The 25,643-nt window shown below is 71.6% G+C and carries 21 protein-coding genes and 1 tRNA gene; 19 read left to right on the top strand and 3 right to left on the bottom strand.

Annotation, left to right across the window (positions count from 1 at the left end; all coding sequences use genetic code 11):
- Positions 1 to 350: 350 nt before the first annotated feature.
- Positions 351 to 1,691, bottom strand: a complete 1,341-nt coding sequence (gene murA, locus ACIRR8_RS03940; RefSeq protein ID WP_069742708.1) for a UDP-N-acetylglucosamine 1-carboxyvinyltransferase — start codon at positions 1,689 to 1,691, stop codon at positions 351 to 353.
- Positions 1,692 to 1,977: 286 nt separating this feature from the next.
- Between murA and ACIRR8_RS03935 the strand changes: the two genes are divergently transcribed.
- The 13 genes from ACIRR8_RS03935 (at position 1,978) to ACIRR8_RS03875 (ending at position 17,637) form a co-directional block, all read left to right on the top strand.
- Positions 1,978 to 2,538 (top strand): YqgE/AlgH family protein, encoded by a 561-nt coding sequence (locus ACIRR8_RS03935; RefSeq protein WP_404058572.1) that lies wholly within the window; start codon positions 1,978 to 1,980, stop codon positions 2,536 to 2,538.
- A gap of 30 nt (positions 2,539 to 2,568) precedes the next feature.
- Positions 2,569 to 2,868 carry a DUF3039 domain-containing protein gene (locus tag ACIRR8_RS03930; RefSeq protein WP_029395429.1) on the top strand — a complete coding sequence of 100 codons (300 nt, stop codon included), beginning with the start codon at positions 2,569 to 2,571 and terminating at the stop codon, positions 2,866 to 2,868.
- Positions 2,869 to 3,138: 270 nt separating this feature from the next.
- On the top strand, positions 3,139 to 4,443 hold the full coding sequence (locus ACIRR8_RS03925; RefSeq protein WP_404058570.1) for an extracellular solute-binding protein: 1,305 nt from the start codon (positions 3,139 to 3,141) through the stop codon (positions 4,441 to 4,443).
- A gap of 2 nt (positions 4,444 to 4,445) precedes the next feature.
- The gene (locus ACIRR8_RS03920) at positions 4,446 to 5,429 is read left to right on the top strand and encodes a carbohydrate ABC transporter permease (RefSeq protein WP_404058568.1); all 984 of its coding nucleotides are present in this window, start codon (positions 4,446 to 4,448) and stop codon (positions 5,427 to 5,429) included.
- Complete coding sequence (locus ACIRR8_RS03915) at positions 5,426 to 6,313, top strand: carbohydrate ABC transporter permease (protein ID WP_404058566.1); 888 nt, start codon at positions 5,426 to 5,428, stop codon at positions 6,311 to 6,313. Before ACIRR8_RS03920 ends, ACIRR8_RS03915 begins: the two co-directional genes overlap by 4 nt.
- A gap of 6 nt (positions 6,314 to 6,319) precedes the next feature.
- Positions 6,320 to 7,969, top strand: coding sequence for a beta-N-acetylhexosaminidase (locus tag ACIRR8_RS03910; RefSeq protein WP_404058564.1), 1,650 nt, complete (start codon positions 6,320 to 6,322; stop codon positions 7,967 to 7,969).
- 298 nt (positions 7,970 to 8,267) lie between these two features.
- Entirely contained in the window at positions 8,268 to 9,164 is an 897-nt protein-coding gene (locus ACIRR8_RS03905; protein WP_404058562.1) for an FAD binding domain-containing protein, read from the top strand.
- A complete protein-coding gene (locus ACIRR8_RS03900) occupies positions 9,161 to 10,819 on the top strand; it encodes a 2Fe-2S iron-sulfur cluster-binding protein (RefSeq protein ID WP_404058560.1) in 1,659 nt (552 codons plus the stop codon). Before ACIRR8_RS03905 ends, ACIRR8_RS03900 begins: the two co-directional genes overlap by 4 nt.
- Before the next feature lie 109 nt (positions 10,820 to 10,928).
- Positions 10,929 to 13,280, top strand: coding sequence for a xanthine dehydrogenase family protein molybdopterin-binding subunit (locus tag ACIRR8_RS03895; RefSeq protein WP_404058558.1), 2,352 nt, complete (start codon positions 10,929 to 10,931; stop codon positions 13,278 to 13,280).
- A 49-nt stretch (positions 13,281 to 13,329) separates the two neighbouring features.
- Positions 13,330 to 14,097: a hypothetical protein gene (locus ACIRR8_RS03890; RefSeq protein WP_404058556.1), complete on the top strand. Its 768-nt coding sequence runs from the start codon at positions 13,330 to 13,332 to the stop codon at positions 14,095 to 14,097.
- A gap of 16 nt (positions 14,098 to 14,113) precedes the next feature.
- Complete coding sequence (locus tag ACIRR8_RS03885) at positions 14,114 to 14,542, top strand: hypothetical protein (protein WP_404058554.1); 429 nt, start codon at positions 14,114 to 14,116, stop codon at positions 14,540 to 14,542.
- 21 nt (positions 14,543 to 14,563) lie between these two features.
- Entirely contained in the window at positions 14,564 to 16,924 is a 2,361-nt protein-coding gene (locus ACIRR8_RS03880) for a hypothetical protein (protein WP_404058553.1), read from the top strand.
- A 188-nt stretch (positions 16,925 to 17,112) separates the two neighbouring features.
- Positions 17,113 to 17,637: a hypothetical protein gene (locus ACIRR8_RS03875; RefSeq protein WP_404058551.1), complete on the top strand. Its 525-nt coding sequence runs from the start codon at positions 17,113 to 17,115 to the stop codon at positions 17,635 to 17,637.
- A 71-nt stretch (positions 17,638 to 17,708) separates the two neighbouring features.
- On the opposite strand, the gene ACIRR8_RS03870 is transcribed toward ACIRR8_RS03875, so the two are convergent.
- Positions 17,709 to 17,780: transfer RNA gene (locus tag ACIRR8_RS03870), tRNA-Cys, on the bottom strand.
- Positions 17,781 to 17,965: 185 nt separating this feature from the next.
- Here ACIRR8_RS03870 and ACIRR8_RS03865 point away from each other — a divergent pair.
- The 6 genes from ACIRR8_RS03865 (at position 17,966) to ACIRR8_RS03840 (ending at position 24,341) form a co-directional block, all read left to right on the top strand.
- Entirely contained in the window at positions 17,966 to 19,618 is a 1,653-nt protein-coding gene (locus ACIRR8_RS03865; protein WP_404058549.1) for an MFS transporter, read from the top strand.
- Positions 19,619 to 19,658: 40 nt separating this feature from the next.
- A complete protein-coding gene (locus ACIRR8_RS03860; RefSeq protein ID WP_026290595.1) occupies positions 19,659 to 19,859 on the top strand; it encodes a ribbon-helix-helix protein, CopG family in 201 nt (66 codons plus the stop codon).
- Positions 19,856 to 20,245 (top strand): type II toxin-antitoxin system death-on-curing family toxin, encoded by a 390-nt coding sequence (locus ACIRR8_RS03855; RefSeq protein ID WP_404058547.1) that lies wholly within the window; start codon positions 19,856 to 19,858, stop codon positions 20,243 to 20,245. Before ACIRR8_RS03860 ends, ACIRR8_RS03855 begins: the two co-directional genes overlap by 4 nt.
- Before the next feature lie 156 nt (positions 20,246 to 20,401).
- A complete protein-coding gene (locus ACIRR8_RS03850; RefSeq protein WP_404058545.1) occupies positions 20,402 to 22,195 on the top strand; it encodes a DEAD/DEAH box helicase in 1,794 nt (597 codons plus the stop codon).
- Between the two features lie 467 nt (positions 22,196 to 22,662).
- Complete coding sequence (locus ACIRR8_RS03845; RefSeq protein ID WP_355865022.1) at positions 22,663 to 23,307, top strand: helix-turn-helix domain-containing protein; 645 nt, start codon at positions 22,663 to 22,665, stop codon at positions 23,305 to 23,307.
- 245 nt (positions 23,308 to 23,552) lie between these two features.
- A complete protein-coding gene (locus ACIRR8_RS03840; protein WP_404058543.1) occupies positions 23,553 to 24,341 on the top strand; it encodes a S16 family serine protease in 789 nt (262 codons plus the stop codon).
- On the opposite strand, the gene ACIRR8_RS03835 is transcribed toward ACIRR8_RS03840, so the two are convergent.
- Positions 24,301 to 25,626 carry an MFS transporter gene (locus ACIRR8_RS03835; RefSeq protein WP_404058541.1) on the bottom strand — a complete coding sequence of 442 codons (1,326 nt, stop codon included), beginning with the start codon at positions 25,624 to 25,626 and terminating at the stop codon, positions 24,301 to 24,303. The two genes, ACIRR8_RS03840 and ACIRR8_RS03835, sit on opposite strands and share 41 nt — an antisense overlap.
- Positions 25,627 to 25,643 lie beyond the last annotated feature (17 nt).

The raw sequence follows: 25,643 nt of genomic DNA, 5'->3' as shown, positions 1-25,643 counted from the left end.
CTCCACACGGCCCTGGCGGACCCGGACGGGGGCTCTTCGAGGCGGAGGGCCGCCTGGCGTTCGCCGGTGAGCGGCTGAGGGGCCACCTGGGGCCTGTGGAGGCGCCGGCGGGCCCGTCGGCGGGTCCTGGCTCGCGCGGGACCTGCGCGAGTTCCGGGACGAGCGGCTGGGCACGGGGCGCACCCCGGCCGAGGCCGGCCGGCTGCCGCACGCGCACCCCGCCCGTCAAGCGGATCGCGGGCACCCCGCCGGGCCGGTACGCGCGCCCCGGGAAAGCCCGGTGCCCCGGACCCTCACAGGGTCCGGGGCACCGGTTCGCGCAGTGCTGTGTGCGGCAGCGCTGTGCGGGGTCAGACCAGGGAGCCGCCCGGCAGCTCCACCTTGGCGCCGAGCTTCTCCAGCTTCTCCATGAAGTTCTCGTAACCGCGGTTGATCAGGTCGATCCCGTGCACCCGGGAGGTGCCCTGGGCGGCCAGCGCCGCGATCAGGTACGAGAAGCCGCCGCGCAGGTCGGGGATGACCAGATCGGCGCCCTGGAGCTTCGTCGGTCCGGAGACGACCGCCGAGTGCAGGAAGTTGCGCTGGCCGAAGCGGCAGTCCGAGCCGCCCAGGCACTCGCGGTACAGCTGGATGTGCGCACCCATCTGGTTGAGCGCGGAGGTGAAGCCGAGCCGCGACTCGTACACCGTCTCGTGGACGATGGAGAGGCCCGCGGCCTGCGTCAGCGCCACCACCAGGGGCTGCTGCCAGTCGGTCTGGAAGCCGGGGTGGACGTCGGTCTCCAGCGCGATGGCGTTGAGCGCGCCGCCCGGGTGCCAGAAGCGGATGCCCTCGTCGTCGATCTCGAAGGCGCCGCCGACCCGGCGGTAGGTGTTGAGGAAGGTCATCATCGAGCGCTGCTGGGCGCCGCGTACGTAGATGTTGCCCTCGGTCGCCAGCGCCGCCGACGCCCAGGAGGCCGCCTCCAGGCGGTCCGGGATCGCCCGGTGGGTGTAACCGTCGAGCTTGTCGACACCGGTGATCCGGATGGTCCGGTCGGTGTCCATGGAGATGATCGCGCCCATCTTCTGCAGTACGCAGATGAGGTCCTCGATCTCCGGCTCGACGGCCGCGTTGGACAGCTCGGTGACGCCCTCGGCGAGGACGGCGGTGAGCAGCACCTGCTCGGTGGAGCCCACCGAGGGGTACGGCAGCCGGATCTTGGTGCCGCGCAGCCGCTGCGGGGCCTCCAGGTACTGGCCGTCCGCCCGCTTCTCGATGGTCGCGCCGAACTGGCGGAGCACCTCGAAGTGGAAGTCGATCGGCCGGCCGCCGATGTCGCAGCCGCCGAGCCCCGGGATGAAGGCGTGGCCGAGGCGGTGCAGCAGCGGGCCGCAGAAGAGGATCGGGATGCGCGACGAACCCGCGTGGGCATCGATGTCGGCGACGTTGGCCGACTCGACGTGCGAGGGGTCGAGGATCAGTTCACCCGGCTCGTCGCCGGGGCGGACGGTGACGCCGTGCAACTGGAGCAGTCCGCGGACCACCCGTACGTCACGGATGTCGGGAACGTTGCGGAGGCGGCTGGGCCCGCTGCCGAGCAGCGCGGCGACCATGGCCTTCGGCACCAGGTTCTTGGCGCCTCGGACGCGGATCTCGCCCTCCAGCGGGGTGCCGCCGTGGACAAGCAGGACATCGTCTGTGCCGGTCATGTATCTCGCGTTCCGGAGTGGTCGGGCAGGGGGCCAACGAAAAGGGTAATGGCCTCCTACCCCCGTTCCGTAAGGCGAAGGGGGGTGTACGAACGTCATGAATCCGCCACAACACCCTCCGCGCACCCGATCTTGCGGAGGGTCACCGTCCGGATGGCCGCCGGATCCCGCCCGCGCGGTGCGCTCCCCGTGCCTCCGTGCGCCCTGAGCTGCGCTCGCTCTCCTGAGGTGGTCATCACGGCCGCCGGACCCCCGCGGAGGGCGAAGATGCGGGATCATTCCTGCCATGACGGAGGTGTCCTCGCTCACAGGGCGACTGCTCGTGGCCACACCCGCCCTCGCGGACCCGAATTTCGACCGCGCGGTGGTGCTCCTCATCGACCACGACGAGGAGGGCTCCCTCGGCGTGGTCCTGAACCGCCCGACCCCGGTCGGCGTCGGTGACATCCTCGGCCCCTGGGCCGGGCTCACCGGTGAGCCGGACGTGGTCTTCCAGGGCGGCCCGGTCTCGCTGGACTCCGCGCTCGGCGTCGCGGTGATCCCCGGCGACGAGGGCCCGCTCGGCTGGCGCCGGGTGCACGGGGCGATCGGCCTGGTCGATCTGGAGACCCCGCCGGAGCTGCTCGGACCGGCGCTCGGATCGCTGCGGATCTTCGCCGGGTACGCGGGGTGGGGGCCCGGTCAGCTGGAGGGTGAGCTGACCGAGGGCGCCTGGTACGTGGTCGAGTCGGAGCCCGGTGACGTCTCCTCCCCGCGCCCGGAGAACCTGTGGCGGGCGGTGCTCCGGCGGCAGCGCAGCGAGCTGGCGATGATCGCCACGTATCCGGACGACGCTTCGCTCAACTGAAGGCCGTTCTCTTCAGTACCCTTGGCGGTTATGAGCACTCTTGAGCCCGATCGCGGGGCAGGTACGGGGACCCTCGTAGAGCCGACGCCACAGGTGTCGAGGGGCGACGGCGACCACGAGCGCTACGCCCATTACGTCCAGAAGGACAAGATCATGGCGAGCGCCCTGGAGGGCACTCCCGTGGTCGCGCTGTGCGGCAAGGTCTGGGTGCCGGGGCGTGACCCCAAGAAGTACCCGGTCTGTCCCATGTGCAAGGAGATCTACGAGTCCATGGGCGCCGGCGGCGACAAGGACAAGGGCAAGGGCGGCAAGGACAAGGGCAAGAAGTAGGGCCAGGGTCCCACTCCGTCTTCCGAAGGTCCCCGGTACGCGCATCGACCGCGCGTACCGGGGGCCTTCGGCATGTCCGGGTGCCGGCCTCCGCGTCACCGGTGACGGATCGTGACCACGCGTGCTCGCGTTGCGCGGGGTGCGTCGGCTGGTCACAGAGTGGTGGAGACCACTTGTCGGGCGCCGGAACCGGACTTACTCTCCTGCCAGTTGTGCAGAACGAAACGCACGTTGCACATGATGCAACGATGGACCGGTAGGGGTTCCCGGATGAAGCTTTCTGCCCGAATTGCCGCCCCGGTTGCGGCGCTTGTGCTGGCGGGCCTCACCGCCACCGCCTGTGCGCCGCAGACCTCAGACACCAGTGCGAAGGGTGACGAGAAGAGCGGGACTCTCCGTGTCTGGCTCTTCCAGGAGGTCGGCAACAAGCCCAAGGAGAAGGTCGTCGACGACGCGGTCGCCGCGTTCGAGAAGAGCCACGAGGGCGCGAAGGTCGAGGTCGAGTACATACCCGTCGACACCCGCGCCCAGCGCATCAAGGCCGCCTTCAACGACCCCAAGAGCGCCCCGGACCTCATCGAGTACGGCAACAGCGACACCGCCGGATACGTCAAGGACGGCGGACTCGCCGATGTGACAGAGGAGTTCGGCGCCTGGGAGGAGGCCAAGGACGCCGACCCGATCGCCAAGCAGTCCGTCACCGTCGGCGGCAAGGTCTACGGCGCCCCGTTCTTCGTCGGCGTCCGCGCCCTCTACTACCGCACCGACATCCTCAAGGACCTCGGCATCGAGCCCCCCAAGTCCCAGGCCGAGCTGATCTCGACGGCCAAGAAGATCCGCAAGGCGAAGCCGGACCTCTACGGCCTCGCGGTCGGCGGCGCCTACACCTACGGCGCGATGCCCTTCATCTGGTCCCACGGCGGCGAGATCGCGGGCGAGAGCGGCGGTACGTACACATCGGCCATCAACAGCGAGAAGGCCCGCAAGGGCATCGAGGCCTACACCTCGCTCTTCGGCGACGACAACTGTCCGGCCGCCAAGTGCGCCTCCATGACCGGCAACTCCACCGTGACCGCCTTCGCCTCCGGCAAGGCCGCCATGGCGATCGGCGGCGACTTCAGCCACGCGGCGGTCGAGGCGAGCTCGGTCAAGGGCAAGTACGCGGTCGTCCCGCTGCCGGGTATCGCGCCGAACTCCATCGCCCCGGCCTTCGCGGGCGGCAACAACATCGGCGTACTGAAGAGCAGTTCGCACCGCACGCTCGCCGTCGACCTGATGAAGTCGCTCACCGGCAAGAAGACCCAGGCCGAGATGTTCGACGCGATGGGCTTCCTGCCGACCTACACCGACGTCCTGGGCAACGCCGCGAAGAAGCAGCCCTTCGTCGCGCCGTTCGTCCAGACCCTCGGCGCCGGAGCCAAGTTCGTCCCCGCCTCGCCCGCCTGGGGCCAGATCGACGCCTCGCTGGTCCTGCCGACGATGTTCCAGGAGATCGTCTCAGGCCGTAAGGACGTGGCACAGGCCTCGGACGACGCGGCGAAGAAGATGGACGCGGCCTTCACCGACGCGGGCTGACCATGACCACGCCCACCACCGCTCTCAAGGCCCCGGCCCCCGCGGCCGGGGCGGGCACCGGCACTCCCGCCGGCCGCCCGCCCCGGCGCGGCCGCACGGTGTCGCCCAAGGGCCACTCCGGCTGGACCCCCTGGCTCTACCTCCTGCCCGCCCTCGTCCTGCTCGCCGGGCTGCTGGTCTACCCGATCTACCAGCTCGGCCTGATCTCGTTCCTGGAGTACACCCAGGCCCAGGTCAGCGGCGGCGAACCGACCACCTTCAAGGGTTTCGACAACTACGCGACCCTCTTCAACGACGGCCAGTTCTGGCAGGTCCTCCTCGCCACCGTCCTCTTCGCCGCCGCCTGCGTCCTCTCCACGCTCTTCGTCGGCTGCGCGCTGGCCGTCCTGCTCACCCGCATCCGCGCCCTGCCCCGCCTGGTGCTGATGATGGCCGCGCTCGGCGCCTGGGCCACCCCCGCGATCACCGGCTCGACGGTCTGGGTCTTCCTCTTCGACCCCGACTTCGGACCCGTGAACAAGGTGCTCGGCCTCGGTGACTTCTCCTGGACGTACGGGCGTTACAGCGCCTTCGCGCTCGTACTCCTCGAAGTCCTGTGGTGCTCGTTCCCGTTCGTCATGGTCACCGTGTACGCGGGCATCCGGGCCATCCCCACCGAGGTGCTGGAGGCCGCCTCGCTGGACGGCGCGTCCCAGTGGCGGATCTGGCGGACCATCATGGCGCCGATGCTCAAGCCGATCCTGATCGTCGTCACCATCCAGTCGATCATCTGGGACTTCAAGGTCTTCACCCAGATCTACGTCATGACCAACGGCGGCGGCATCGCCGGCCAGAACCTGGTGCTCAACGTGTACGCGTACCAGAAGGCGTTCGCGTCCTCGCAGTACAGCCTCGGCTCGGCGATCGGCGTCGTGATGCTGGTGATCCTGCTGGCGATCACGCTGGTCTATCTGCGCCTGGTGCGGCGCCAGGGGGAGGAACTGTGAGCGCGAGGACCGACAGCGCCGCACGTGGGGGCACGCGCGGCATACGTACGCTGCTCCGCGTCAAACGGCCCGGCAGGCTGGCGGCCGAGGCCGCGGCCCTGCTGATCGCCGTGGCGGTCGCCTTCCCGCTCTACTGGATGGTGCTCTCCGCCTTCAAACCGGCCGGGGAGATCCAGTCGACCGAGCCGCGCCCCTGGACGCTCGCCCCCTCGCTCGACTCGTTCCGCCGGGTCTTCGAACAGCAGGACTTCGGCCGCTACTTCCTCAACAGCCTGCTGGTGGCGGGCACGGTGGTCATCCTCTCGGCGCTGATCGCCTTCCTGGCCGCCACCGCCGTGACCCGGTTCCGCTTCAAGTTCCGCACCACGCTGCTGATCATGTTCCTGGTGGCGCAGATGGTGCCGGTGGAGGCGCTGACCATCCCGCTCTTCTTCCTGATGCGGGACTTCGGCCAGCTCAACACGCTCGGCTCGCTGATCCTGCCGCACTTGGCCTTCTCGCTGCCGTTCGCCATCTGGATGCTGCGGGGTTTCGTCAGAGCCGTTCCGGAAGCCCTGGAGGAGGCCGCCTACATCGACGGCGCCAGCCGTACCCGCTTCCTCTGGCAGATCCTCTTCCCACTGGTCTTCCCGGGCCTGGTCGCGACGAGCGTCTTCTCCTTCATCACCACCTGGAACGACTTCCTCTTCGCGAAGTCCTTCATCATCAGCGACACCTCGCAGTCGACGCTGCCGATGGCGCTGCTGGTCTTCTTCAAACCGGACGAGAACGACTGGGGCGGGATCATGGCAGCCTCGACCGTGATGACCATCCCCGTCCTCGTCTTCTTCGTACTCGTACAGCGGCGCCTGGTCTCCGGACTGGGCGGCGCGGTTAAGGACTGACGTCTCATGACATCCGACGACATGACGGCCCCCGGCCTGATCCCCGCGCCGCGCGAGGTGACCTGGGGTGCGCCGGGAGCAGAGCCGTTCCGGCTGGACGCGGCGACCGTGCTCGCCGCCCCACCGGGCACCGAGGGCGCCGCCCGGTGGCTGCGCGCCACCGTCGGCGCCGCCACCGGACTGCCGCTCGCCGACGGCACGGACGGCCCCCGCGTGGAGCTGGCGCTCGACGAGGCCCTGGCCCCGGAGGCGTACGGACTCGTCGTCGACGGCGGCGCCGTACGTATCACCGGCTCCGGTGCGGCCGGGCTCCTGCACGGGGCGCAGACCTTCCGTCAGCTCCTTGGCCCGGACGCCTTCCGGCGCGCGCCCGTCACCCCCGGGCGGACCTGGGAGGTGCCGGCGGTGGCCGTCGAGGACGAGCCGCGCTTCGGCTGGCGCGGCATGCTGCTCGACGTCTGCCGGCACTTCCTGCCCAAGGACGACGTGCTGCGCTACCTCGACCTCCTCTCCGCCCACAAGCTGAACGTCTTCCACTTCCACCTCAACGACGACCAGGGCTGGCGCATCGAGATCAAGCGCCACCCCCGCCTCACCGAGACCGGGGCCTGGCGCTCCCGCTCGAAGTACGGCCACCGGGCGTCCGACCTCTGGGACGAGACCCCGCACGGCGGTTACTACACCCAGGACGACATCCGCGAGATCGTCGCCTACGCCGCCGAGCGGCACATCCGGGTCGTCCCCGAGATCGACATCCCGGGCCACGCGCAGGCCGCCATCGCCGCCTACCCCGAGCTGGGCAACACCGATGTCGTCGACACCGCCGCCCTGACCGTCTGGGACTCCTGGGGCGTCAGCCCGAACGTCCTCGCCCCCACCGAGGACACCCTCCGCTTCTACGAGGGCGTCCTGGAGGAGGTCCTGGAGCTCTTCCCCGCCGAGACCTCGCCGTTCGTCCACATCGGCGGCGACGAGTGCCCCAAGGACCAGTGGAAGGAGTCCCCGCTCGCCCAGGCCCGGATCGCCGAACTCGGCCTGAAGGACGAGGACGAGCTCCAGTCCTGGTTCATCCGCCACTTCGACACCTGGCTCACCGCACGCGGCCGCCGCCTCATCGGCTGGGACGAGATCCTCGAAGGCGGCCTCGCCGAGGGCGCGGCGGTCTCCTCCTGGCGTGGTTACGCCGGAGGCATCGCGGCCGCCGAGGCCGGGCACGACGTGGTGATGTGCCCGGAGCAGCAGGTGTATCTGGACCACCGTCAGGACGGCGGCCCCGACGAGCCGATGCCCATCGGATACGTACGCACCCTGGAGGACGTCTACCGCTTCGAACCCGTTCCGCCGGGGCTGAGCGAGGAGGCGGCCGGTCACATCCTGGGCACGCAGGCCAACGTGTGGACCGAGGTCATGCAGAACAGGTCACGCGTCGACTACCAGGTCTTCCCGCGCCTCGCCGCCTTCGCCGAGGTCGCCTGGAGCACCCTGCCGGCCCCGGCCGAACGGGACTTCGCCGGATTCGACGCGCGCATGGCCGACCACTACGCCCGGCTCGACGCCCTCGGCGTCGACTACCGGCGGCCCGGCGGCCCGCTGCCGTGGCAGCGCCGGCCCGGCATCCTCGGTCGCCCGATCGAGGGAGCGCCGCCGGTGGTGTGAGCACGTGTTCGGCCCGCGCCGGAGCATCCCGGGCGCGGGCCGGACAACCTCCGGACGAACAGCCTGTGGAACGAACGGAATAAGTCGTACAAGCATCGCTGAAGAGTGGCAATTCACCCTCCGCTCCGAAGAGGTGCGAAATAGGGTCATCCCCCAGGTCGGGGGCGGATCCACCCTTCGCGGACCCTCGCGCCGGTCCCATCGGAAGATGTGCCAGAGTTGCCACGTCCGGCCTGTGAACACGTACCGTACGGCGCAACAGGCGGACCAGCCGGGAGACCGGGAAGGGGCAGCTGGGTTGACCACGCACGCACCGCAGGCGCTGCAGTCGGTGACGCTGCCGGCCTCGCTCGACGAGGCCGTGGCGGCGCTGGAAGCCATGCCCGCCGCCGTCCCCGTGGCGGGCGGGACGGACCTGATGGCGGCCGTGAACAAGGGGCTCCTGCGCCCCTCGGGACTGGTCGGCCTCGGCCGGATCAGCGAGCTGCGCGGCTGGCACTACCAGGACGGCCACGCCCTGCTCGGCTCCGGCCTCACCCACGCCCGGATGGGCCGGCCCGACTTCGCCGCCCTGATCCCCGCCCTCGCCGCCTCCGCGCGCGCCGCCGGCCCGCCCCAGATCCGCAACGCCGGAACCCTCGGCGGCAACATCGCCACCTCCGCGCCGACCGGCGACGCGCTGCCGGTGCTGGCCGCGCTGGAGGCCGAACTGGTCGTCGCCGGACCCGGCGGCACGCGCCGCGAGATCCCCGTCTCGCACCTGCTGGCGGGCCGCGAGATGCTCGGCCCTGCCGAGCTGATCGGCTTCGTCCGGGTCCCGCTGCTGCACGCCCCGCAGGTGTTCCTGAAGGCCACCGGCCGCACCGGTCCCGGCCGCGCCACCGCCTCGGTCGCCATCGTGCTCGACCCGGCCCGGCGCGGCGTGCGCTGCGCGGTCGGCGCCATCGCCCCGATGCCGCTGCGGCCGCTGGAGGCGGAGCGCTGGATCGCCTCGCTGATCGACTGGGACGGCGAACGCGGCCTGGCCCCCGACGCGCTGGCCGCCTTCGGCGAGTACGTCGCCGCCGCCTGCATCCCGGACCACGAACCGCCGGCCGACGGGTCGCAGGCCCCGCCGCTGTCCCCGGCCGTCCTGCACCTGCGGCGCACCGTCGCCGCGCTCGCCCGACGCGCACTGGGGAGGGCACTGTCGTGAGCAATGAGGAACACCCCGACCCCCGGTACGAGGGCTGGGAGCCGACGCCGCAGAGCGGTGAGTACGACGCCGACGCCACCGCCTTCGTCCAGCTGCCGCCGGAGGACCTGGCGGCCATCCCGCTGGCCGCGCCCGGCCACGGATACGTACCGCCGATGATCGTGCCGCTGACCCCGGCCGCCGGTCTGGACCCGGCCGCGACGGGCAGCTGGGTCGTGCGGACGCAGAGCCAGCAGCAGGCCGACGCCGACCGGCGCGCCCAGGAGCAGCCCCCGGGCGCGGTGCACTGGCCGGACCCGAACGACCAGGGCGGCGGCTACGCGCAGCAGCCGTACCAGGACACGTCGCACTCCACGGCGCAGTGGAACTTCACGGAGGCGATCGGGGAGCAGGCGGGGCAGCCGGGCGGTGTCGGGGCGGGTGCGGAGGAGCACGCGGACCACGCGAGCCACGACGGCCACGGGGATCACTCGGGCCAGGGCGGCCACGCGGGTCACTCGGACCACACCGGACACTTCGACACCTCCGCGCACACCGATCACAACGCCACCCCCGGCCACAACGCCCCCTCCGGCCACACCGGCCAGTGGACGATTCCGGTCGCGGACGGGGATCTTCCGGACGAGTCGGGCGAGTTCCTGGCCTCGGCGGCGGCCTCGCAGCAGTGGTACGCGGACGACACGCGCCCCGCGACGCTCCCCGGCGGCGCCCCCGCGCCGTGGGCCACGCAGCCGCAGCCCGAGGAGCCCCCGGCCGCCGACCCCGCGGCCGACGGCCACCCGCTCCCCGGCAACGAACCGGAAGCGGAAGCGCCGCCGACGGAACCGCACGCCACAGCAGACCACGCCAGAGCAGACACGGCACCGGACACGGCACCGGAACCGGAACCCCTGGCCGACCCCGCCCCGGAACCACCCACCGACCCCGACGCGGCAACCACCCCCCGGGCGGACGCGGAACAGCCCACCGAAGCGGAACCCGAGCCGGACCCGTCCCACGACACCGCGCACGACCCCGTGTCCGACCCGTCCCACGACCCGGTCGCCGCCCCCCTCGACGTACCGAGCGAGCACCCCGCCGCCTCCTACGTCCTCCATGTCAACGGCGTGGACCGCCCGGTCTCCGAGGCCTGGATCGGCGAGTCCCTGCTCTACGTGCTCCGCGAGCGCCTCGGCCTCGCCGGAGCCAAGGACGGCTGCTCGCAGGGCGAGTGCGGGGCGTGCAACGTCCAGGTCGACGGCCGCCTCGTCGCCTCCTGCCTGGTGCCGGCGGCCACCGCGGCCGGCAGCGAGGTCCGTACGGTCGAGGGGCTGGCCGTCGACGGCGAACCCTCCGACGTCCAGCGCGCGCTCTCCGCCTGCGGGGCCGTCCAGTGCGGCTTCTGCATCCCCGGCATGGCGATGACCGTCCACGACCTGCTGGAGGGCAACCACGCCCCGAGCGAGCTGGAGACCCGCCGGGCCCTCTGCGGCAACCTCTGCCGCTGCTCCGGCTACCGGGGCGTGCTCGACGCGGTCGCGGACGTCGTGGCGTCCCGCGAGGCGAGTTCCGAGACGGCGGCCGCCGCCCAGGACGAGCCCCGCATCCCGCACCAGGCCGAGCCCGGCGCCGGCGGCGTACACCAGCACCACTCGCACGAGGGAGGCGCGCAGTGATCCACGCGCGCAGACCCACCGCCCACGGCAACCGGTCCGACCAGCACCACGCGACACCACAGGTCACCCCCCGCCCCCGTAGCGGCGGGGCGAACGACAAGGAGGCGGCGTGAGCGGCGACGCGGCCAACGCGACCAGCACCAGCCTGCCCAGGATCGACGCGGCCTCGGGCGGGCCGGGCTCGGGCGACGGTCCCGGCCAGGAGCCACCGCTGATGGGTTTGGGTGCCTCGCTGCCGCCCGCCGACACCCGTGCGAAGACCGAGGGCACCTTCCCGTACGCCGCCGACCTCTGGGCCGAAGGCCTGCTCTGGGCCTCCGTGCTCCGCTCGCCGCACCCGCACGCCCGCATCCTCTCCGTCGACACCTCGGCCGCCGCCGCGATGCCCGGGGTCCGCGCGGTCGTCACGCACGAGGACGTGCCCGGGGACAGCAACTACGGCCGCAGCGTCGTCGACCGCCCGGTCTTCGCCGCCGAGCTGGTCCGCCACCACGGCGAACCGATCGCCGCGGTGGCCGCCGACCACCCGGACACCGCACGCCTCGCGGCCGCCGCGATCGCGGTCGAGTACGAGGTGCTGGAGCCGGTCACGGACCCGGAGAAGGCGTTCGCGGCCGAGCCCCTGCACCCCGACGGCAACCTGATCCGGCACATCCCGCTCCGGTACGGCGATGCCGAGGCGACCGGCGAGGTCATCGTCGAGGGCCTCTACCGCATCGGCCGCCAGGACCCGGCCCCGATCGGCGCGGAGGCCGGCCTCGCCGTCCCCCGCCCCGACGGCGGCGTCGAGATCTACACCGCCTCCACCGACCCGCACACCGACCGCGACCTGGCCGCCGCCTGCTTCGGCCTGGAGCCGGACCGGGTCAAGGTCGTCGTCACCGGCGTCCCCGGCGCGACCGGCGACCGCGAGGACCCGGGCTTCCAGATCCCGCTGGGCCTGCTCGCCCTGCGCACCGGCTGCCCGGTGAAGCTGGCCGCCACCCGCGAGGAGTCCTTCCTCGGCCACGCCCACCGCCACCCGACCCTCCTCCGCTACCGCCACCACGCGGACGCGGACGGCCGGCTGGTCAAGGTGGAGGCCCAGATCCTGCTGGACGCGGGCGCGTACGCGGACGCCTCCTCGGAATCACTCGCGGCGGCCGTGGCGTTCGCCTGCGGCCCGTACGTCGTCCCGCACGCCTTCATCGAGGGGTGGGCGGTCCGCACGAACAACCCGCCCTCCGGCCACGTCCGCGGCGAGGGCGCGATGCAGGTGTGCGCGGCGTACGAGGGCCAGATGGACAAGCTGGCCGCGAAGCTCGGCATCGACCCGGCCGAACTCCGCCTCCGTAACGCCTTGTCCACGGGCGACATCCTGCCCACCGGCCAGACGGTGACCTGCCCGGCCCCGGTGGCCGAACTGCTCCGCGCGGTCCGCGACGCGCCCCTCCCCGCCCTTCCGAAGGACACCCCGGAGGACGACTGGCTGCTGCCCGGCGGTCCCGAGGGAGCGGGCGAACCCGGTGCGGTGCGCCGGGGCGTGGGGTACGGGGTCGGCATGGTCCACATGCTCGGCGCCGAGGGCGCGGACGAGGTCTCCACGGCCACGGTCCGGGTCCACGACGGCGTCGCGACGGTGATCTGCGCGGCGGTCGAAACAGGCCAGGGCTTCACCACCCTCGCCCGCCAGATCGTCCAGGAGGTCCTGGGCGTGGACGAGGTCCACGTGGCGGCGGTCGACACCGACCAGCCACCCGCGGGCCCGGCGACGCACGGCCGCCACACCTGGGTCTCCGGCGGGGCGGTGGAGCGGGCGGCGAAGATGGTCCGCACCCAGCTCCTCCAGCCGCTGGCCCACAAGTTCGGCATGTCCACGGAGCTGCTCCAGATCGCCGACGGCAAGATCACCTCGTACGACGGTGTCCTCTCCACCACCGTCATGGAGGCGATGGACGGCAAGGAACTCTGGGCCACCGCCCAGTGCCGCCCCCACCCCACCGAGCCGCTGGACGACTCAGGCCAGGGCGACGCGTTCGTGGGCCTGGCGTTCTGCGCGGTACGGGCGGTGGTCGACGTCGACATCGAGCTCGGCTCGATCCGCGTGGTCGAGATGGCGGTGGCCCAGGACGTGGGCCGCGTCCTGAACCCGAAGCAGCTGGCGATCCGTATCGAGGCAGGCATCACCCAGGGCATCGGCGCGGCCCTCACCGAGAACCTCCGCACCGCCCGGGGCATCGTCCGCCACCCCGACCTGACCGGATACGCCCTGCCGACCTCGCTGGACGCGCCGGACATCCGTATCGTCAAGCTGGTCGAGGAACGGGACGTGGTGGCCCCCTTCGGCGCCAAGCCCGCCTCGGCCGTCCCGGTCGTGACGGCCCCGGCGGCGGTGGCCTCGGCGATCCGCTCGGCCACCGGCCGCCCGGTGAACCGCCTGCCGGTACGGCCCCAGGCGGCGGTGGCGGTCACGAAAGGCTGACAGGGCGCACGCGCGTGCGTCGTTTTCCTGACCAGGGGGAGCACCGGACATGATTTCTGAGCCGGAGTTGGTGGGGGAGTCCGGGCCGGAGCACAGACCGGAGGCGGTGGGTGGCTTCGGCCACAGGCCGCCACCCGGCCGCCGGCGCGGTCACGGCCTGCTCTGGGCCCTGGCGGGAGCGCTGACCGCGTCCGCGATATGGGCGACGACGGTTTTCGCGTACGGGGACGGCGTCGTCGAGAGACCGGACACACGCGGCTATCAGTTGGGCGGACGCTCGTGCTCCGTGATGCAGCTCAAGGCGCTGACGGCGGCGGCCGGCAAGCGGGAGGACGCGCCCACGCTCGTGCCGGGACGAATCGAGCACCCGGCCCTCGACCAGGTCTACTGCAACGTCGCCCTCGTCTCTCCTGAGGGCGCCGGCGCGTACGCCGAGGGCTGGAGCGTCCACGTCCACGTCGGACTGAGGGCCGAGCTGCACAAGGAGACCGCCCCTGGTTCCGAGTTCGAGGCCCGCGAGGGACCGTCGGCTCTGGAGGGAGAGGACGAAAAGGGGGCCGAGCTGGTGCCCAACCTGGGCGACCGGGCCTACCTGCGGACCGACTTCGGAGAGCAGGCGCGGCTGAGCGTACTGGATGGCGCCGCCGTCCTCACGCTTACCGTCTCCGCCTCCATGACCTACTCGGGCCCCGACAACTGGGACGAGGAGCCCGAAGCTCCCGCGCCTGAGTCGTTCCATGCCGACATGATCAGTGACATGCGCGATGTGATGGAGCGGCTGAAGACGGCGGCCCGAGAACCGTCGGACGCCCGGTAGACCAAGGGGGACATTCATGACGTTCGACGAGGAGTGGGCCGACCTGCGCACGGCAGCGGCCGAACGAGGCGCCATGCGGATCAACGGCGTACCGGCCGAGGGCGGCGGGGGTGGCGGCGCAGCCGACCTGGTGGTGAACCGGGACGACCTCGGCGCCATCGGGAACGACGCCTACGGCCTGAGGACCAGGCTGTCGAAGGAGGGCGACCACGCCCGCCCCGCCACCTTCGACGCGGCGATCGCGCTGACCAACGGCAACTTCGCGAGCGGCGCGGCGGTGCTCAAGGTGCACGACCGCTGGCAGGCCCAACTGAGGACGTTGCTGGACTCCTGCGCGCACATCTCGAACCACCTGGACTACACGAAGGCCCAGCACGCGAAGGACGAGGTGAAGGTCGTGGGTGACCTGACGCCGATCTCCAAGCTCACGGAATACCTGCAGTAGGACTCGGGGGAGAACACGCACGTGCTGAGTTACCGGGACATCGTCGACGCCCCCGTGGGAAAGCTGAAGGCCGCGGCCGACGACTGGTCGGAGATGGCGCAGAAGCTGGAGAAACTTGCCACCCAGGCCGCCGACGGGATGAGGACGAAGGCGGACAAGGCCGACTGGGAGGGGCTCAACGCCGGGGTCACCAAGGCCTTCATCGGCAAGACGGCCAAAGAGTTCACGGACGCGGCGGCCCAGGCCAAGGGCGTGCAGGCGATCCTGGAGGACGGTCACGCCGCCATCAAGAAGGCCAAGGACGATCTGACCGGCATCCGGGATCACGAAGGTCCGGCCGCCGGCATCCGGGTCGACGCGGACGGCAAGGTGTCCGCGCGCCGACCGCTCGCGGACGCACCTCCCGCACAGCGCCACGACCCCGACTACCCCCAGGCGGTACGGCAGGAGAAGGAGAACATCGCCGCCTGGCAGAAGAAGATCGACCTGATCGTGGACAACTGCAACGACGCCGACGTGTCGTTGAAGAACGCCCTCGAAGCGAACGTCACGGACCGCAAGGACTTCAGCGCCCCCACGTACACGAAGCTGGACCAGGAGGAGGCCGCCAGGGCCGCCGTACTGGCCGCCAGGGGCCGCGACCTCACGCACACCGAACTCCAGTCGCTCAACGAACTGCTGAGGGACAACAGCACGTCGGTGGAGTTCTCGAAGAACTTCTACGAGAAGCTCGGCCCGGAGAGGTCCCTGTCCTTCTTCGGGCAACTGGCGACGGACACGCACCGGGGGCTGAAGGCCGACAAGGAGCGGCTCAAGGACGTCCAGGCGCTCCAGAAGAACCTCGGGCTCACCCTGGCCACCGCATCGCACGACAAGGCGTTCTCGGCGGAGTGGGGGCCGGGGCTCCGCAAGCTCGGGACGCAGCAGATCCCGCTCTCCAGGTACGCCGCCCCCGGCGACCCGTACGGGTACCAACTGCTCGGCGGCATCATGCGGTACGGGAAGTACGACGCCTCGTTCCTCAACCCGATCGCTGAGCACGTCGCGCAACTGCACCAGAGGGATCCGTTCCGGTTCGCCGGCAACAAGCAGGTGAACGGCTTCCTGGAGAACCCGTTCAACCCCTCGGGCACGAACGGCTCCGGCTACGACCCGGTCACGGCGATGCTGGAGGCGCTGGGGAACAGCCCGGACGCCGCGAAGCACTTTTTCACCGACGATCCGACGGCCTACAACGAGGACGGCACGGTCGACAGGAGAGCCACCGCCGACCTCGGCAAGCAGGACGGCGAGGCTGTCGACAACTACCTCGATTTCTTCGGCAACGAGAAGTGGGAGTCGTTCCCGGACATGAACTCCACCGACCCGGACGAGCTGGAGGCCACCCTCCAGCACATGCCGGACGCGCTGGGTCATGCGCTGGAGGCGGCGACGCTCGGCTACCCGGCCGGCCATCCGGACGCGGCTGTGGTGCGGGACGCCGACAACGCGGACGTCATGCGGCAGGTCATGGAGAAGTACGGAGAGGACGCGGGCCTGCTCAAACAGCAGGAGGGCATGGCGGACAGCCTCGGGGTCATGGGGGCCGGGTACATCGACGACATCAACTGGGCTCTGGTCGAGAACGAGCCGGGCAGTCTTTTCGCACCCGGTGGGAACCCGGAAGGGCATATCGACCTTTCCGGCATCGAGCCCGGCGCCCCGCGCGGTGACGGCCGCAGCATCGCCCGGGGCTTTCTCAGCACTCTCGGCCAGCATCCGGACGCCTACGCGACTCTTTCCGCCGCGGAGGCGGTCCACACCCGCAGCGCGTTGGAGGGCCAGGTGGGACCGGACGGAAGGATCGACCAGGGCGGAGCGCGGACAGCCGTACAGGTCGGGGCGGAGGTGCAGGGCATGCTCGATCAATCCCGGGCCGACCAGGTGGAGGCGACGAACCTCAAGACCCACGAGGAATACGAGAAGGCGGTGGCCGCACGGGCGGGCTGGGTCGAATTCGGGGCGGTCGCAGGCGTGGCGGCGGGCGTCGCCTTCCTGCCCGCCACGGCGGCCGTGGGTACGGCCGCCGTCCTCATCCCTCTGGCGACCGACACCGCCGGCGGCGCCCTGGAACAGGTCATCGGTCAGACGATCGGTGACATCTCCGACAACTCCGTGGATGAGCACAAGGAGAAAGTGGATGATCTGAACCGGACGGACAAGACCAAGATCTACTCCGCTGGTGAGCGCATGGCGGAGGCGCCGATGAAGGAGTTCATGCGACAGCAAGGTGTGGACTTCGAGAGCACGTTCGGCCAGGACTTGAAGGTATCCATGCGGACCGGCTACACGACTGGCAACAATCGCGAGAATCAGCAGGGCAACGACCCGGAGACCGGCTGAGGCCGGTGTGCGGCCGGGGAGGAAGGAAAACGGTGATCAGCCAGCGGATCGGACGCGTCGGATACCTCGCTGCGGCTGTGGCGGGCTCACTCGTTCTCGGAGCCACCGGCTGTGGAGGCGGGGGTGACGAGGCCGGAAAGCCGAGCGATACGGCAGTGGCGGGGACGCGGCTGTGCGGAGGTGGTGCCGTGACCGAGGGTGCGGCACAGGCGCTGCGGGTGATCATGGGATCGTCGCGGTTCGAAGCATCGGGCGAGAAGTCCACCGTCGCCCGTGCTGCTCAGGACCTGAGCGAGGGCGCCGGGGCCTCAGGCACGGGTGACGGAGACGTCTGCCGTGTCTACACACCTGCCGGTACGGCGGAAGCCGAGCTGAGGATCACCTGGCGGCGGTCCGGCAGCGTGCCACCGAGCGACCCGGCCCCGAAGTTCACCGTGCTCCCGATGGGGGAGCGGGCCCTGACGGCCACGGACGGTGCGTCCCTCCGGTTCGCCTGCCGGAGCGGGAAGCTGACTGGTGCCGGACCGGCCCACGTCGACATCGGTGTGGAGCGTGGGGGCATGCCGACGACACCGGAGGGCGACCCCGATGAGTTGAGGGACGCCTACGCGACCGTGGCCCATTCCTTCGCGCTGACCATGGCGAGGGAGCTGGGCTGTGAGGACGACGCAGGGCTGGAGCCCCGGCCGGCACTGGACCCGGTGCCACGGTGATTCCGGAAGCAAGCGGAAGGGCCGCCCCGTTTTGCGGGGGCGGCCCTTCCGGTGAGCGTGATTCCACTGTGAGGCCGTGACCGGAATCGAACCGGTGTAACTCGAGTTGCAGTCGAGCCCCTGAGCCTCTCGGGCACACGGCCGTGCGTTTGTTTCCGTGTGCTCGACGTTAGGGGCCGCGGCCTACCGGTCACAAGGGCGGCGGCCGGCACGCAACACGACTGCCATACGCCGTTCACGCCCGGCCCTTCGGACTACGACCAAGGGACGATCATGGACGGGCCCGACGACAGGGCTCAAACCGTTCCACGCCCCTTACCCTGGGGCCATGACCGCCCCCGAACAGCGCGACGGCACCGACGCCGCGCGGCCCGCGCCGACCGATCCGCCGTACGACCACCGCGGGGCCCACCTGCCGCACGGCCCGGCGCACGACCTGCCGGGCGGTTCCACCGACCCGGCGACCGGGCTGCCGGCGGATCTCCCCGCCGACCTGAAGACCGGCATACCCGGGGACCTTCGGCCGGGGATGCCGGACGCACTGCCCGACGACCTGGCCGGGGCGGTCACCGAGGCGGCGGCCGAGGGCGTGCTCGGGCGGACCTACCGGGCGCTCAGCATCGGGATCGTCTCCGTGGTGTTCCTCATCGCGTTCGAGGCGACGGCGGTCGGTACGGCGATGCCGGTGGCCGCGCGGGAGCTGCACGGCATCCCGCTCTACGCGTTCGCCTTCTCCGCGTACTTCACCACCAGCCTCTTCGCCATGGTGCTCTCCGGCCAGTGGGCCGACCGGCGCGGACCGCTCCAGCCGCTCGCCACCGGGATCACCGCGTTCGGTGCGGGGCTGCTGCTCTCCGGGGCGGCGGGCTCCATGTGGGTCTTCATCGCGGGCCGGGCGGTCCAGGGGCTCGGCGGCGGGCTGGTGATCGTCGCCCTGTACGTGGTCATCGGGCGCGCCTACCCCGAACGCATCCGGCCCGCCATCATGGCCGCCTTCGCCGCGAGCTGGGTGATCCCGTCCGTGGTCGGGCCGCTGGCCGCCGGCACGGTGACCGAGCACCTCGGCTGGCGCTGGGTCTTCGTCGGCATCCCCGCCCTGATCGTGATCCCGCTGGCCCTGGCCCTTCCGCAGATCCGCCGGATGGCCTCCGGGCCCGCGGACCCGGACGCGCCGGCGCCCCCGTACGACCGCCGCCGTATCCGCCTCGCGCTGGGGATCTCGGCGGGCGCCGGGCTGCTCCAGTACGCGGGCCAGGAGCTGAACTGGCTCGCCGTGCTCCCCGCCGCCGCCGGCGTCGCGCTGCTGGTGCCCGCCGTACGGGGCCTGCTGCCCACCGGGACCGTACGGGCGGCGCGCGGGCTGCCGTCGGTGATCCTGCTGCGCGGGGTGGCGGCCGGCTCGTTCATCGCCGCGGAATCCTTCGTACCGCTGATGCTGGTCACCCAGCGCGGCCTGACCCCGACCATGGCGGGCCTCTCCCTGGCGGTGGGCGGCGCGACCTGGGCGCTCGGCTCGTACGTCCAGTCCCGGCCCCGCCTGGAGCCGTACCGGGAGCGGCTGATGGTGAGCGGGATGGTGCTGGTGGCCGCGTCCATCGCCGTCGCCCCGACCGTACTGATCCCGGCCGTTCCGGTCTGGATCGTCGCCGTGGCCTGGGCGTTCGGCTGCTTCGGTATGGGCATGGTGATCGCCTCCACGAGCGTGCTCCTGCTGAAGCTGTCGGCCCCCGAGGAGGCGGGCTCCAACTCCGCCGCCCTCCAGATCTCCGACGGCCTCTCCAACGTCCTGCTCCTGGCCCTCGGCGGCGCCGCCTTCGCGGCGCTCGGCGGCGAGGCCCTGGGCGCGGCGGCCCACGGCACGGCGGCCGGGGCGGCCACGGGCTCGCACCCGGCGGCCTTCGCGGCGGTGTTCCTGCCGATGGCGGTGGTCGCGGTGGTGGGGGCGTGGGTGGCTACGCGGGTGGTCGTACGGGAGAAGTGAGCGGTACCACTCTGGCCCCACCCGGTGGTACCGTTCTGGTATGGCTATGAACCTGCGTCTCCGCGACGACCAGACCGAGGCCCTCAAGCAGCGTGCCGAGCAGGAGGGCACCAGCATGCACGCGATACTGCTCCAGGCCGTGGACGACTACCTCGCCAGGACGGCACAGCAGGCCATCGTCCGCAAGACCGCGAAGGAGCAGGCGGCCAAGTGGAGCGAGCTCATGGAGCGGCTGAAGTGAGCTGCGTCTATCTGAGCTCCGAGGACGTGCTCGTGATCGCCGGGTACGCCTGCGACGACATGCAGATCGTCGTCCGGGACGCCGGTCTCCTGGAGTCGGCGGTCCATCGCCCTTCGGCCGCCATGTTCGGCGAGGAGGCCTACCCCGACCTCCTCGACAAGGCTGCGGCGCTTCTCCAGTCCCTGGCAGTCAACCGTCCCTTCTTCGACGGCAACAAGAGAACGGCCTGGCTCTCCTGCGTCACCTTCCTCGCCATGAACGGCGTCGACCTGCGCCCGGACATCGACGCGGCGGAACGGCTGGTCATCGACGTGGCCACGGGGGAGAGGGACGAGATCAAGGTGATCTCCCAGGGGCTACGGGACCTGGTCGTCGACGCGATGTGAGCACGATCTCGTCGGGCGTCGGCGCGGCTTGTTCGTACCGGGTTTCAACCGGGCCCCCGGTAGGGTGGCCCGGTTGTCGTATCGCGGGCCGGGTCCTTCGGGCCGGGTCCGGCAGCGGCAGCGACCCACGTACCCGAGCGCCCCGAACCGGAGACCGTGACTACCACCACCACCGCCTCCTCCTCCCACCACCTCTCTCCCGCCTTCCCGGGCCGCGCCCCCTGGGGCACCGCCAACAAGCTGCGAGCCTGGCAGCAGGGGGCCATGGAGAGGTACATCCAGGAGCAGCCGCGCGACTTCCTCGCCGTCGCCACGCCCGGCGCCGGCAAGACCACCTTCGCGCTGACCCTCGCGTCGTGGCTGCTGCACCACCACGTCGTCCAGCAGATCACCGTGGTCGCCCCGACCGAGCACCTCAAGAAGCAGTGGGCGGAGGCCGCCGCCCGGATAGGGATCAAGCTCGACCCGGAGTACAGCGCCGGTCCGCTGAGCAAGGAGTACCACGGCGTCGCCGTGACGTACGCCGGTGTCGGCGTCCGGCCCATGCTGCACCGCAACCGCTGCGAGCAGCGCAAGACCCTCGTGATCCTCGACGAGATCCACCACGCCGGTGACTCGAAGTCGTGGGGCGAGGCCTGCCAGGAGGCGTTCGACCCGGCGACCCGGCGGCTCGCGCTGACCGGTACGCCGTTCCGGTCGGACACCAACCCGATTCCCTTCGTGCAGTACGAGGAGGGCAACGACGGCATCCGCCGGTCCTCCGCCGACTACACCTACGGCTACGGCAACGCGCTCGCCGACGGCGTCGTCCGCCCGGTCATCTTCCTCAGCTACAGCGGCAACATGCGCTGGCGCACCAAGGCCGGCGACGAGATCGCGGCCCGGCTCGGCGAGCCGATGACCAAGGACGCCATCGGCCAGGCCTGGCGCACCGCGCTCGCCCCCACCGGCGAGTGGATCCCCAACGTGCTGGCCGCCGCCGACAAGCGGCTCACCGAGGTCCGCAAGGGCATCCCCGACGCGGGCGGGCTCGTCATCGCGACGGACCAGGACTCGGCCCGCGCCTACGCCAAGATCCTGAAGAAGGTCACCGGCGAGACCCCGACCGTGGTCCTCTCCGACGAGAAGGCGGCCTCGAAGAAGATCGACAAGTTCAGCGCGGACGAGTCGCGCTGGATGGTCGCGGTCCGCATGGTGTCGGAGGGCGTCGACGTGCCGCGCCTCGCCGTCGGCGTGTACGCCACCACCATCTCGACGCCCCTCTTCTTCGCCCAGGCCGTCGGCCGCTTCGTGCGCTCCCGCAGGCGCGGTGAGACGGCCTCCGTCTTCGTACCGACGATCCCGATGCTCCTCGACTTCGCCAACGAGATGGAGGTCGAGCGCGACCACGTCCTCGACAAGCCGAAGAAGGGCAGCGACGAGGAGAACCCGTTCGCGGAGGAGGACCAGCTCCTCGCCGACGCCGAGCGGCTGGAGGACGAGGAGACCGAGGACCAACTGCCCTGGGAGGCGCTGGAGTCGGACGCGGTCTTCGACCGGGTGCTGTACGACGGCGCCGAGTTCGGCATGCAGGCCCACCCGGGCAGTGAGGAGGAGCAGGACTACCTCGGCATCCCCGGCCTCCTCGAACCCGACCAGGTGCAGCTCCTCCTCCAGAAGCGGCAGAGCCGCCAGATCGCGCACAGCCGCCAGAAGCCGGCCGAGGAGGCCGACCTCCTGGAGAAGCCCGCCGAGGCGCGGCCCGTCGTCACGCACAAGCAGCTGCTCAGCCTGCGCAAGCAGCTCAACACGATGGTCTCCGCCTACACCCACCAGAGCGGCAAGCCCCACGGCGTCATCCACAACGAACTGCGCCGCGTCTGCGGCGGCCCGCCGAGCGCCGAGGCGACCGCCCACCAGATCCAGACACGGATCGCCAAGGTCCAGGAGTGGGCCACCCGCATGACGTGAGACCGGGGGCGCGCCCTGCGCTCCGTGCGGCTCGTTCCGGTCCGTCCGGGGCGGGCCGCACGCCCGTTTCCGGCCACACCCCACCGTCCGGCCGGAAAATTGCGCAGGCTTCAATTCACCGTGAGTTAACGACAGTTCACATGAGGTACACGAAGGGTCACCCACCACGTCTGCCGACCTGGACGCGCGTAGATGTTCGCGTTCCGGACGCCACCGCGCTGACCGGCGGTTATGCCGTACGGTCGAGCCCCGGCCCGGACGAGCGCCCGGATTCTGGACGAGGGCTTCCGCTGAGCGGACTGGCTCGCTACTGTCCCCGCCATATGAACGCCCCGTGGCAGAGCCGCCGCGGAGCGCAGCCGGTGCCTATGGCCAGACCGGCGGCCTCTCCGTGCGTCGCCGCTGGGACCGGTGTCGCAACCCCCGGAGCAGGGCCGCCGTCGCTCACCCGAAGAGGAGAGGGCGTCGTGACAGCGGAGACTTCCCAGACGCTCGACCGAGGACTGCGGGTCCTCAAACTGCTCGCCGATACCGACCACGGTCTGACCGTCACCGAGTTGTCCAACAAACTCGGCGTCAACCGGACCGTCGTCTACCGGCTGCTCGCCACCCTGGAGCAGCACGCCCTGGTCCGCCGTGATCTGGGCGGCCGCGCCCGGGTCGGACTCGGTGTGCTGCGCCTCGGCCGTCAGGTGCACCCCCTCGTCCGGGAGGCCGCGCTGCCCGCGCTGCGCTCGCTGGCAGAGGACATAGGGGCCACCGCCCACCTCACGCTCGTCGACGGCAGCGACGCCCTCGCGGTCGCCGTCGTCGAGCCGACCTGGACCGACTACCACGTGGCCTACCGGGCGGGTTTCCGGCACCCGCTGGACCGCGGTGCCGCCGGGCGGGCCATCCTCTCCGCCCGCCAGCACAACGCGGCCGGACATCCCGGCTACACCCTCACCCACGGCGAGCTCGAAGCCGGCGCCAGCGGGGCGGCCGCGCCGCTGGTCGGGGTGTCGGGGGTGGAGGGAAGCGTCGGCGTGGTCATGCTCGCCGACGCCGTACCGGAACGGGTCGGGCCGCGCGTGCTCGACGCCGCCCGCGAAGTGGCGGACGCACTGCGGTAGGCGGCGCCTGTTCCGTACGCATGCGGGGCGCGGCGGGTCGGGAGGCCGGGGCGCGGCTACGTACCTGGGGCGCGGCGGGTCGGCAGGCCGGAGGTACGGGGTCCGGCCGTCGCGCCGGCGGCGCCCCTGCGGCAGTGGCACCTCGGGGGCGTGCGCCTGGCCCGTTCCCGTTTCCGTGCGGCGGTCAGAGCCGGGGGCGTACGCCTGGCGCGCTTCCGCTTCCGCGCGCCGGTTAGATTGGACGCGTGCTCTCTCGTCTCCCGCGCCCCCGCGCGCTCGCCCTCTGCGCGCTGCCCGTCCTCGCCCTGTTCGGTACGGCGGCTCTCGCGCCGCTCCCGTTCACCGTGGCGCAGCCCGGGGTGACCGCCGACGTGCTCGGCGAGGACCGGGGCAAGCCGGTGATCACCATCACCGGCGCGGAGACCCGGCCCACCGACGGGCAGCTGCGGATGACCACCATCGTCGCCACCGGGCCCACGGCGGACATCCGGATCGGCAACGTGGTGGACGGCTGGTTCCGTACGGACCGGGCGGTCATGCCCCGCGACTCCGTCTACCCGACCGGCGGCTCCGAGCGGGAGATCGAGCAGCACAACCTGAACGACATGAAGCAGTCCCAGAACGTCGCCGTCGACGCGGCCCTGAACCAGCTGAAGCGCAAGCCCGGCTCGATGCGGGTGACCGTGGACCTCGGCGACATCGGCGGGCCCAGCGCCGGCCTCTTCCTCTCGCTCGGCATCATCGACAAGCTCGACGGTGACGGCAGGGGCGGCGACCTCACCGGCGGCCGCACCATCGCCGGTACGGGGACGATCAGCGCGGACGGCAAGGTCGGCGCGGTCGGCGGCGTCTCCATGAAGACCCAGGCCGCCCACCGCGACGGGGCCACCGTCTTCCTCGTCCCGAAGGCCGAGTGCCGCGAGGCGGAGGCCGAGCGGCCCGACGGGCTGCGGCTGATCCCGGTCACCACCCTCGGCGGCGCGGTGGGCGCGCTCAAGGCGCTGGAGCAGGGCGGGAAGGTGCCGAGCTGCTGACCCCGGACGTGTCATCCGGTGGCGGTAGGGAGACCTCCTGACCCGCCCCCCCGTCCACCGCCGGTCCCTCCATCGTTCGCCACGACGGGAACACCAGCGGGCTCAGCGTCGCCAGGAAGTACACCCCGCCCATCGCCAGCAGCGCCCCCGACGGGCCCATCCCCTCCACCAGCAACCCGGCCGCGAGACCGCCCAGCGGCATCGCGAACTCGCACCCGGCGGTCAGCGCCCCCGAGACCCGGCTCCGCAGCCGGTCCGGGACCCGCTCGTAGATCACCGTCGTCAGGATCGGGTTCAGCACCCCGCCCGCGATCCCGCCGAGCAGCATGGTCACGGCCAGCGGCAGCACCGTCCCGGTCACCGCCGCCACCAGGAACCGAGGCGCGCCGCACAGGATCACGCACACCGTGAACACCGCCCGCCGCGAGAACCGGTGCCCCACCGCCCCGTACAGCAGCGCCCCCGCCAGCCCGCCCGCCCCGAACAGCGCGGTGAGCAGCCCGATGTCCCGGGCCCCGCCCAATTCGCCCTCGGCGTGCACCGGGAGCAGGACCGCGTTCCAGCCCTGGTCGGTGCCGTTCATGAACATCACCATCACCACGACCGCCAGCAGCAGCCGGTTGCCCAGCAAGTAGCCGTAGCCTTCGCGGAGTTCGGTGCCGTACGTACGCATCGAGACGGGTGCCCCGCCCTTGCGCGGCTCGGCCGAGCCCACCCCTCGTACGCCGACGGCGACCAGCAGCGCGGACAGCCCGAACGTCGCGGCGTCCAGGAGCAGTACGGTCTCCGAGCCCGCGAAGGCGATGAGCACGCCGGCCAGCGCCGCGCCGACCATCCTGGCCCCGCGCGAGACCGCGTCGAAGAGGCTGGCGGCGCGGGGGAGTGTGGTGCCGGCGTGCTCCGCCAGGTCCGGGATCAGCACGTAACGGGCGGTGTTGCCCGGCGTGTGCGCGAAGCCGTTCAGCGCCATCAGCGCGCAGAGCATCCAGAACTCCAGCGCGCCCACGTGGTGCAGCACCGGGATCGCGGCGATGGCGAGGCCGCACACCGTGTCCGAGGCGACGGCGACCCGGCGGCGGCCGATCCGGTCGATGAACGGCCCGCCGATCAGCGCGGCGAGGACGATCGGCAGGGTGGCGCAGAACGCGACGACGCCCGCCCGGCCCGCGCTGCCGGTGGTCTCCAGGACGAACCAGGGAACCCCGATCAGGGTGAGTGAAGTCCCGGCGGTGGAGATGGAGTTGGCCGCGAGGGCGGCGGCGAGCGGTATGCGGTGGCGGTGCATGGCCGTGCTTCCCCCGG

The organism is Streptomyces sp. NPDC101178 (genome assembly GCF_044767965.1).
In the GTDB taxonomy this organism is placed as follows: Bacteria; Actinomycetota; Actinomycetes; order Streptomycetales; family Streptomycetaceae; genus Streptomyces.
The sequence above is the reverse complement of the archived record's forward strand: the minus strand, read 5'-3'. Positions and strand labels throughout refer to the sequence as shown.

What these genes read in the sequence shown, in the direction of transcription:
- murA (WP_069742708.1), bottom strand. Translation starts at nt 1,691, where the DNA reads ATGACCGGCACAGACGATGTCCTGCTTGTCCACGGCGGCACCCCGCTG.
- ACIRR8_RS03935 (WP_404058572.1), top strand. Translation starts at nt 1,978, where the DNA reads ATGACGGAGGTGTCCTCGCTCACAGGGCGACTGCTCGTGGCCACACCC.
- ACIRR8_RS03930 (WP_029395429.1), top strand. Translation starts at nt 2,569, where the DNA reads ATGAGCACTCTTGAGCCCGATCGCGGGGCAGGTACGGGGACCCTCGTA.
- ACIRR8_RS03925 (WP_404058570.1), top strand. Translation starts at nt 3,139, where the DNA reads ATGAAGCTTTCTGCCCGAATTGCCGCCCCGGTTGCGGCGCTTGTGCTG.
- ACIRR8_RS03920 (WP_404058568.1), top strand. Translation starts at nt 4,446, where the DNA reads ATGACCACGCCCACCACCGCTCTCAAGGCCCCGGCCCCCGCGGCCGGG.
- ACIRR8_RS03910 (WP_404058564.1), top strand. Translation starts at nt 6,320, where the DNA reads ATGACATCCGACGACATGACGGCCCCCGGCCTGATCCCCGCGCCGCGC.
- ACIRR8_RS03890 (WP_404058556.1), top strand. Translation starts at nt 13,330, where the DNA reads ATGATTTCTGAGCCGGAGTTGGTGGGGGAGTCCGGGCCGGAGCACAGA.
- ACIRR8_RS03885 (WP_404058554.1), top strand. Translation starts at nt 14,114, where the DNA reads ATGACGTTCGACGAGGAGTGGGCCGACCTGCGCACGGCAGCGGCCGAA.
- ACIRR8_RS03865 (WP_404058549.1), top strand. Translation starts at nt 17,966, where the DNA reads ATGACCGCCCCCGAACAGCGCGACGGCACCGACGCCGCGCGGCCCGCG.
- ACIRR8_RS03860 (WP_026290595.1), top strand. Translation starts at nt 19,659, where the DNA reads ATGGCTATGAACCTGCGTCTCCGCGACGACCAGACCGAGGCCCTCAAG.
- ACIRR8_RS03835 (WP_404058541.1), bottom strand. Translation starts at nt 25,626, where the DNA reads ATGCACCGCCACCGCATACCGCTCGCCGCCGCCCTCGCGGCCAACTCC.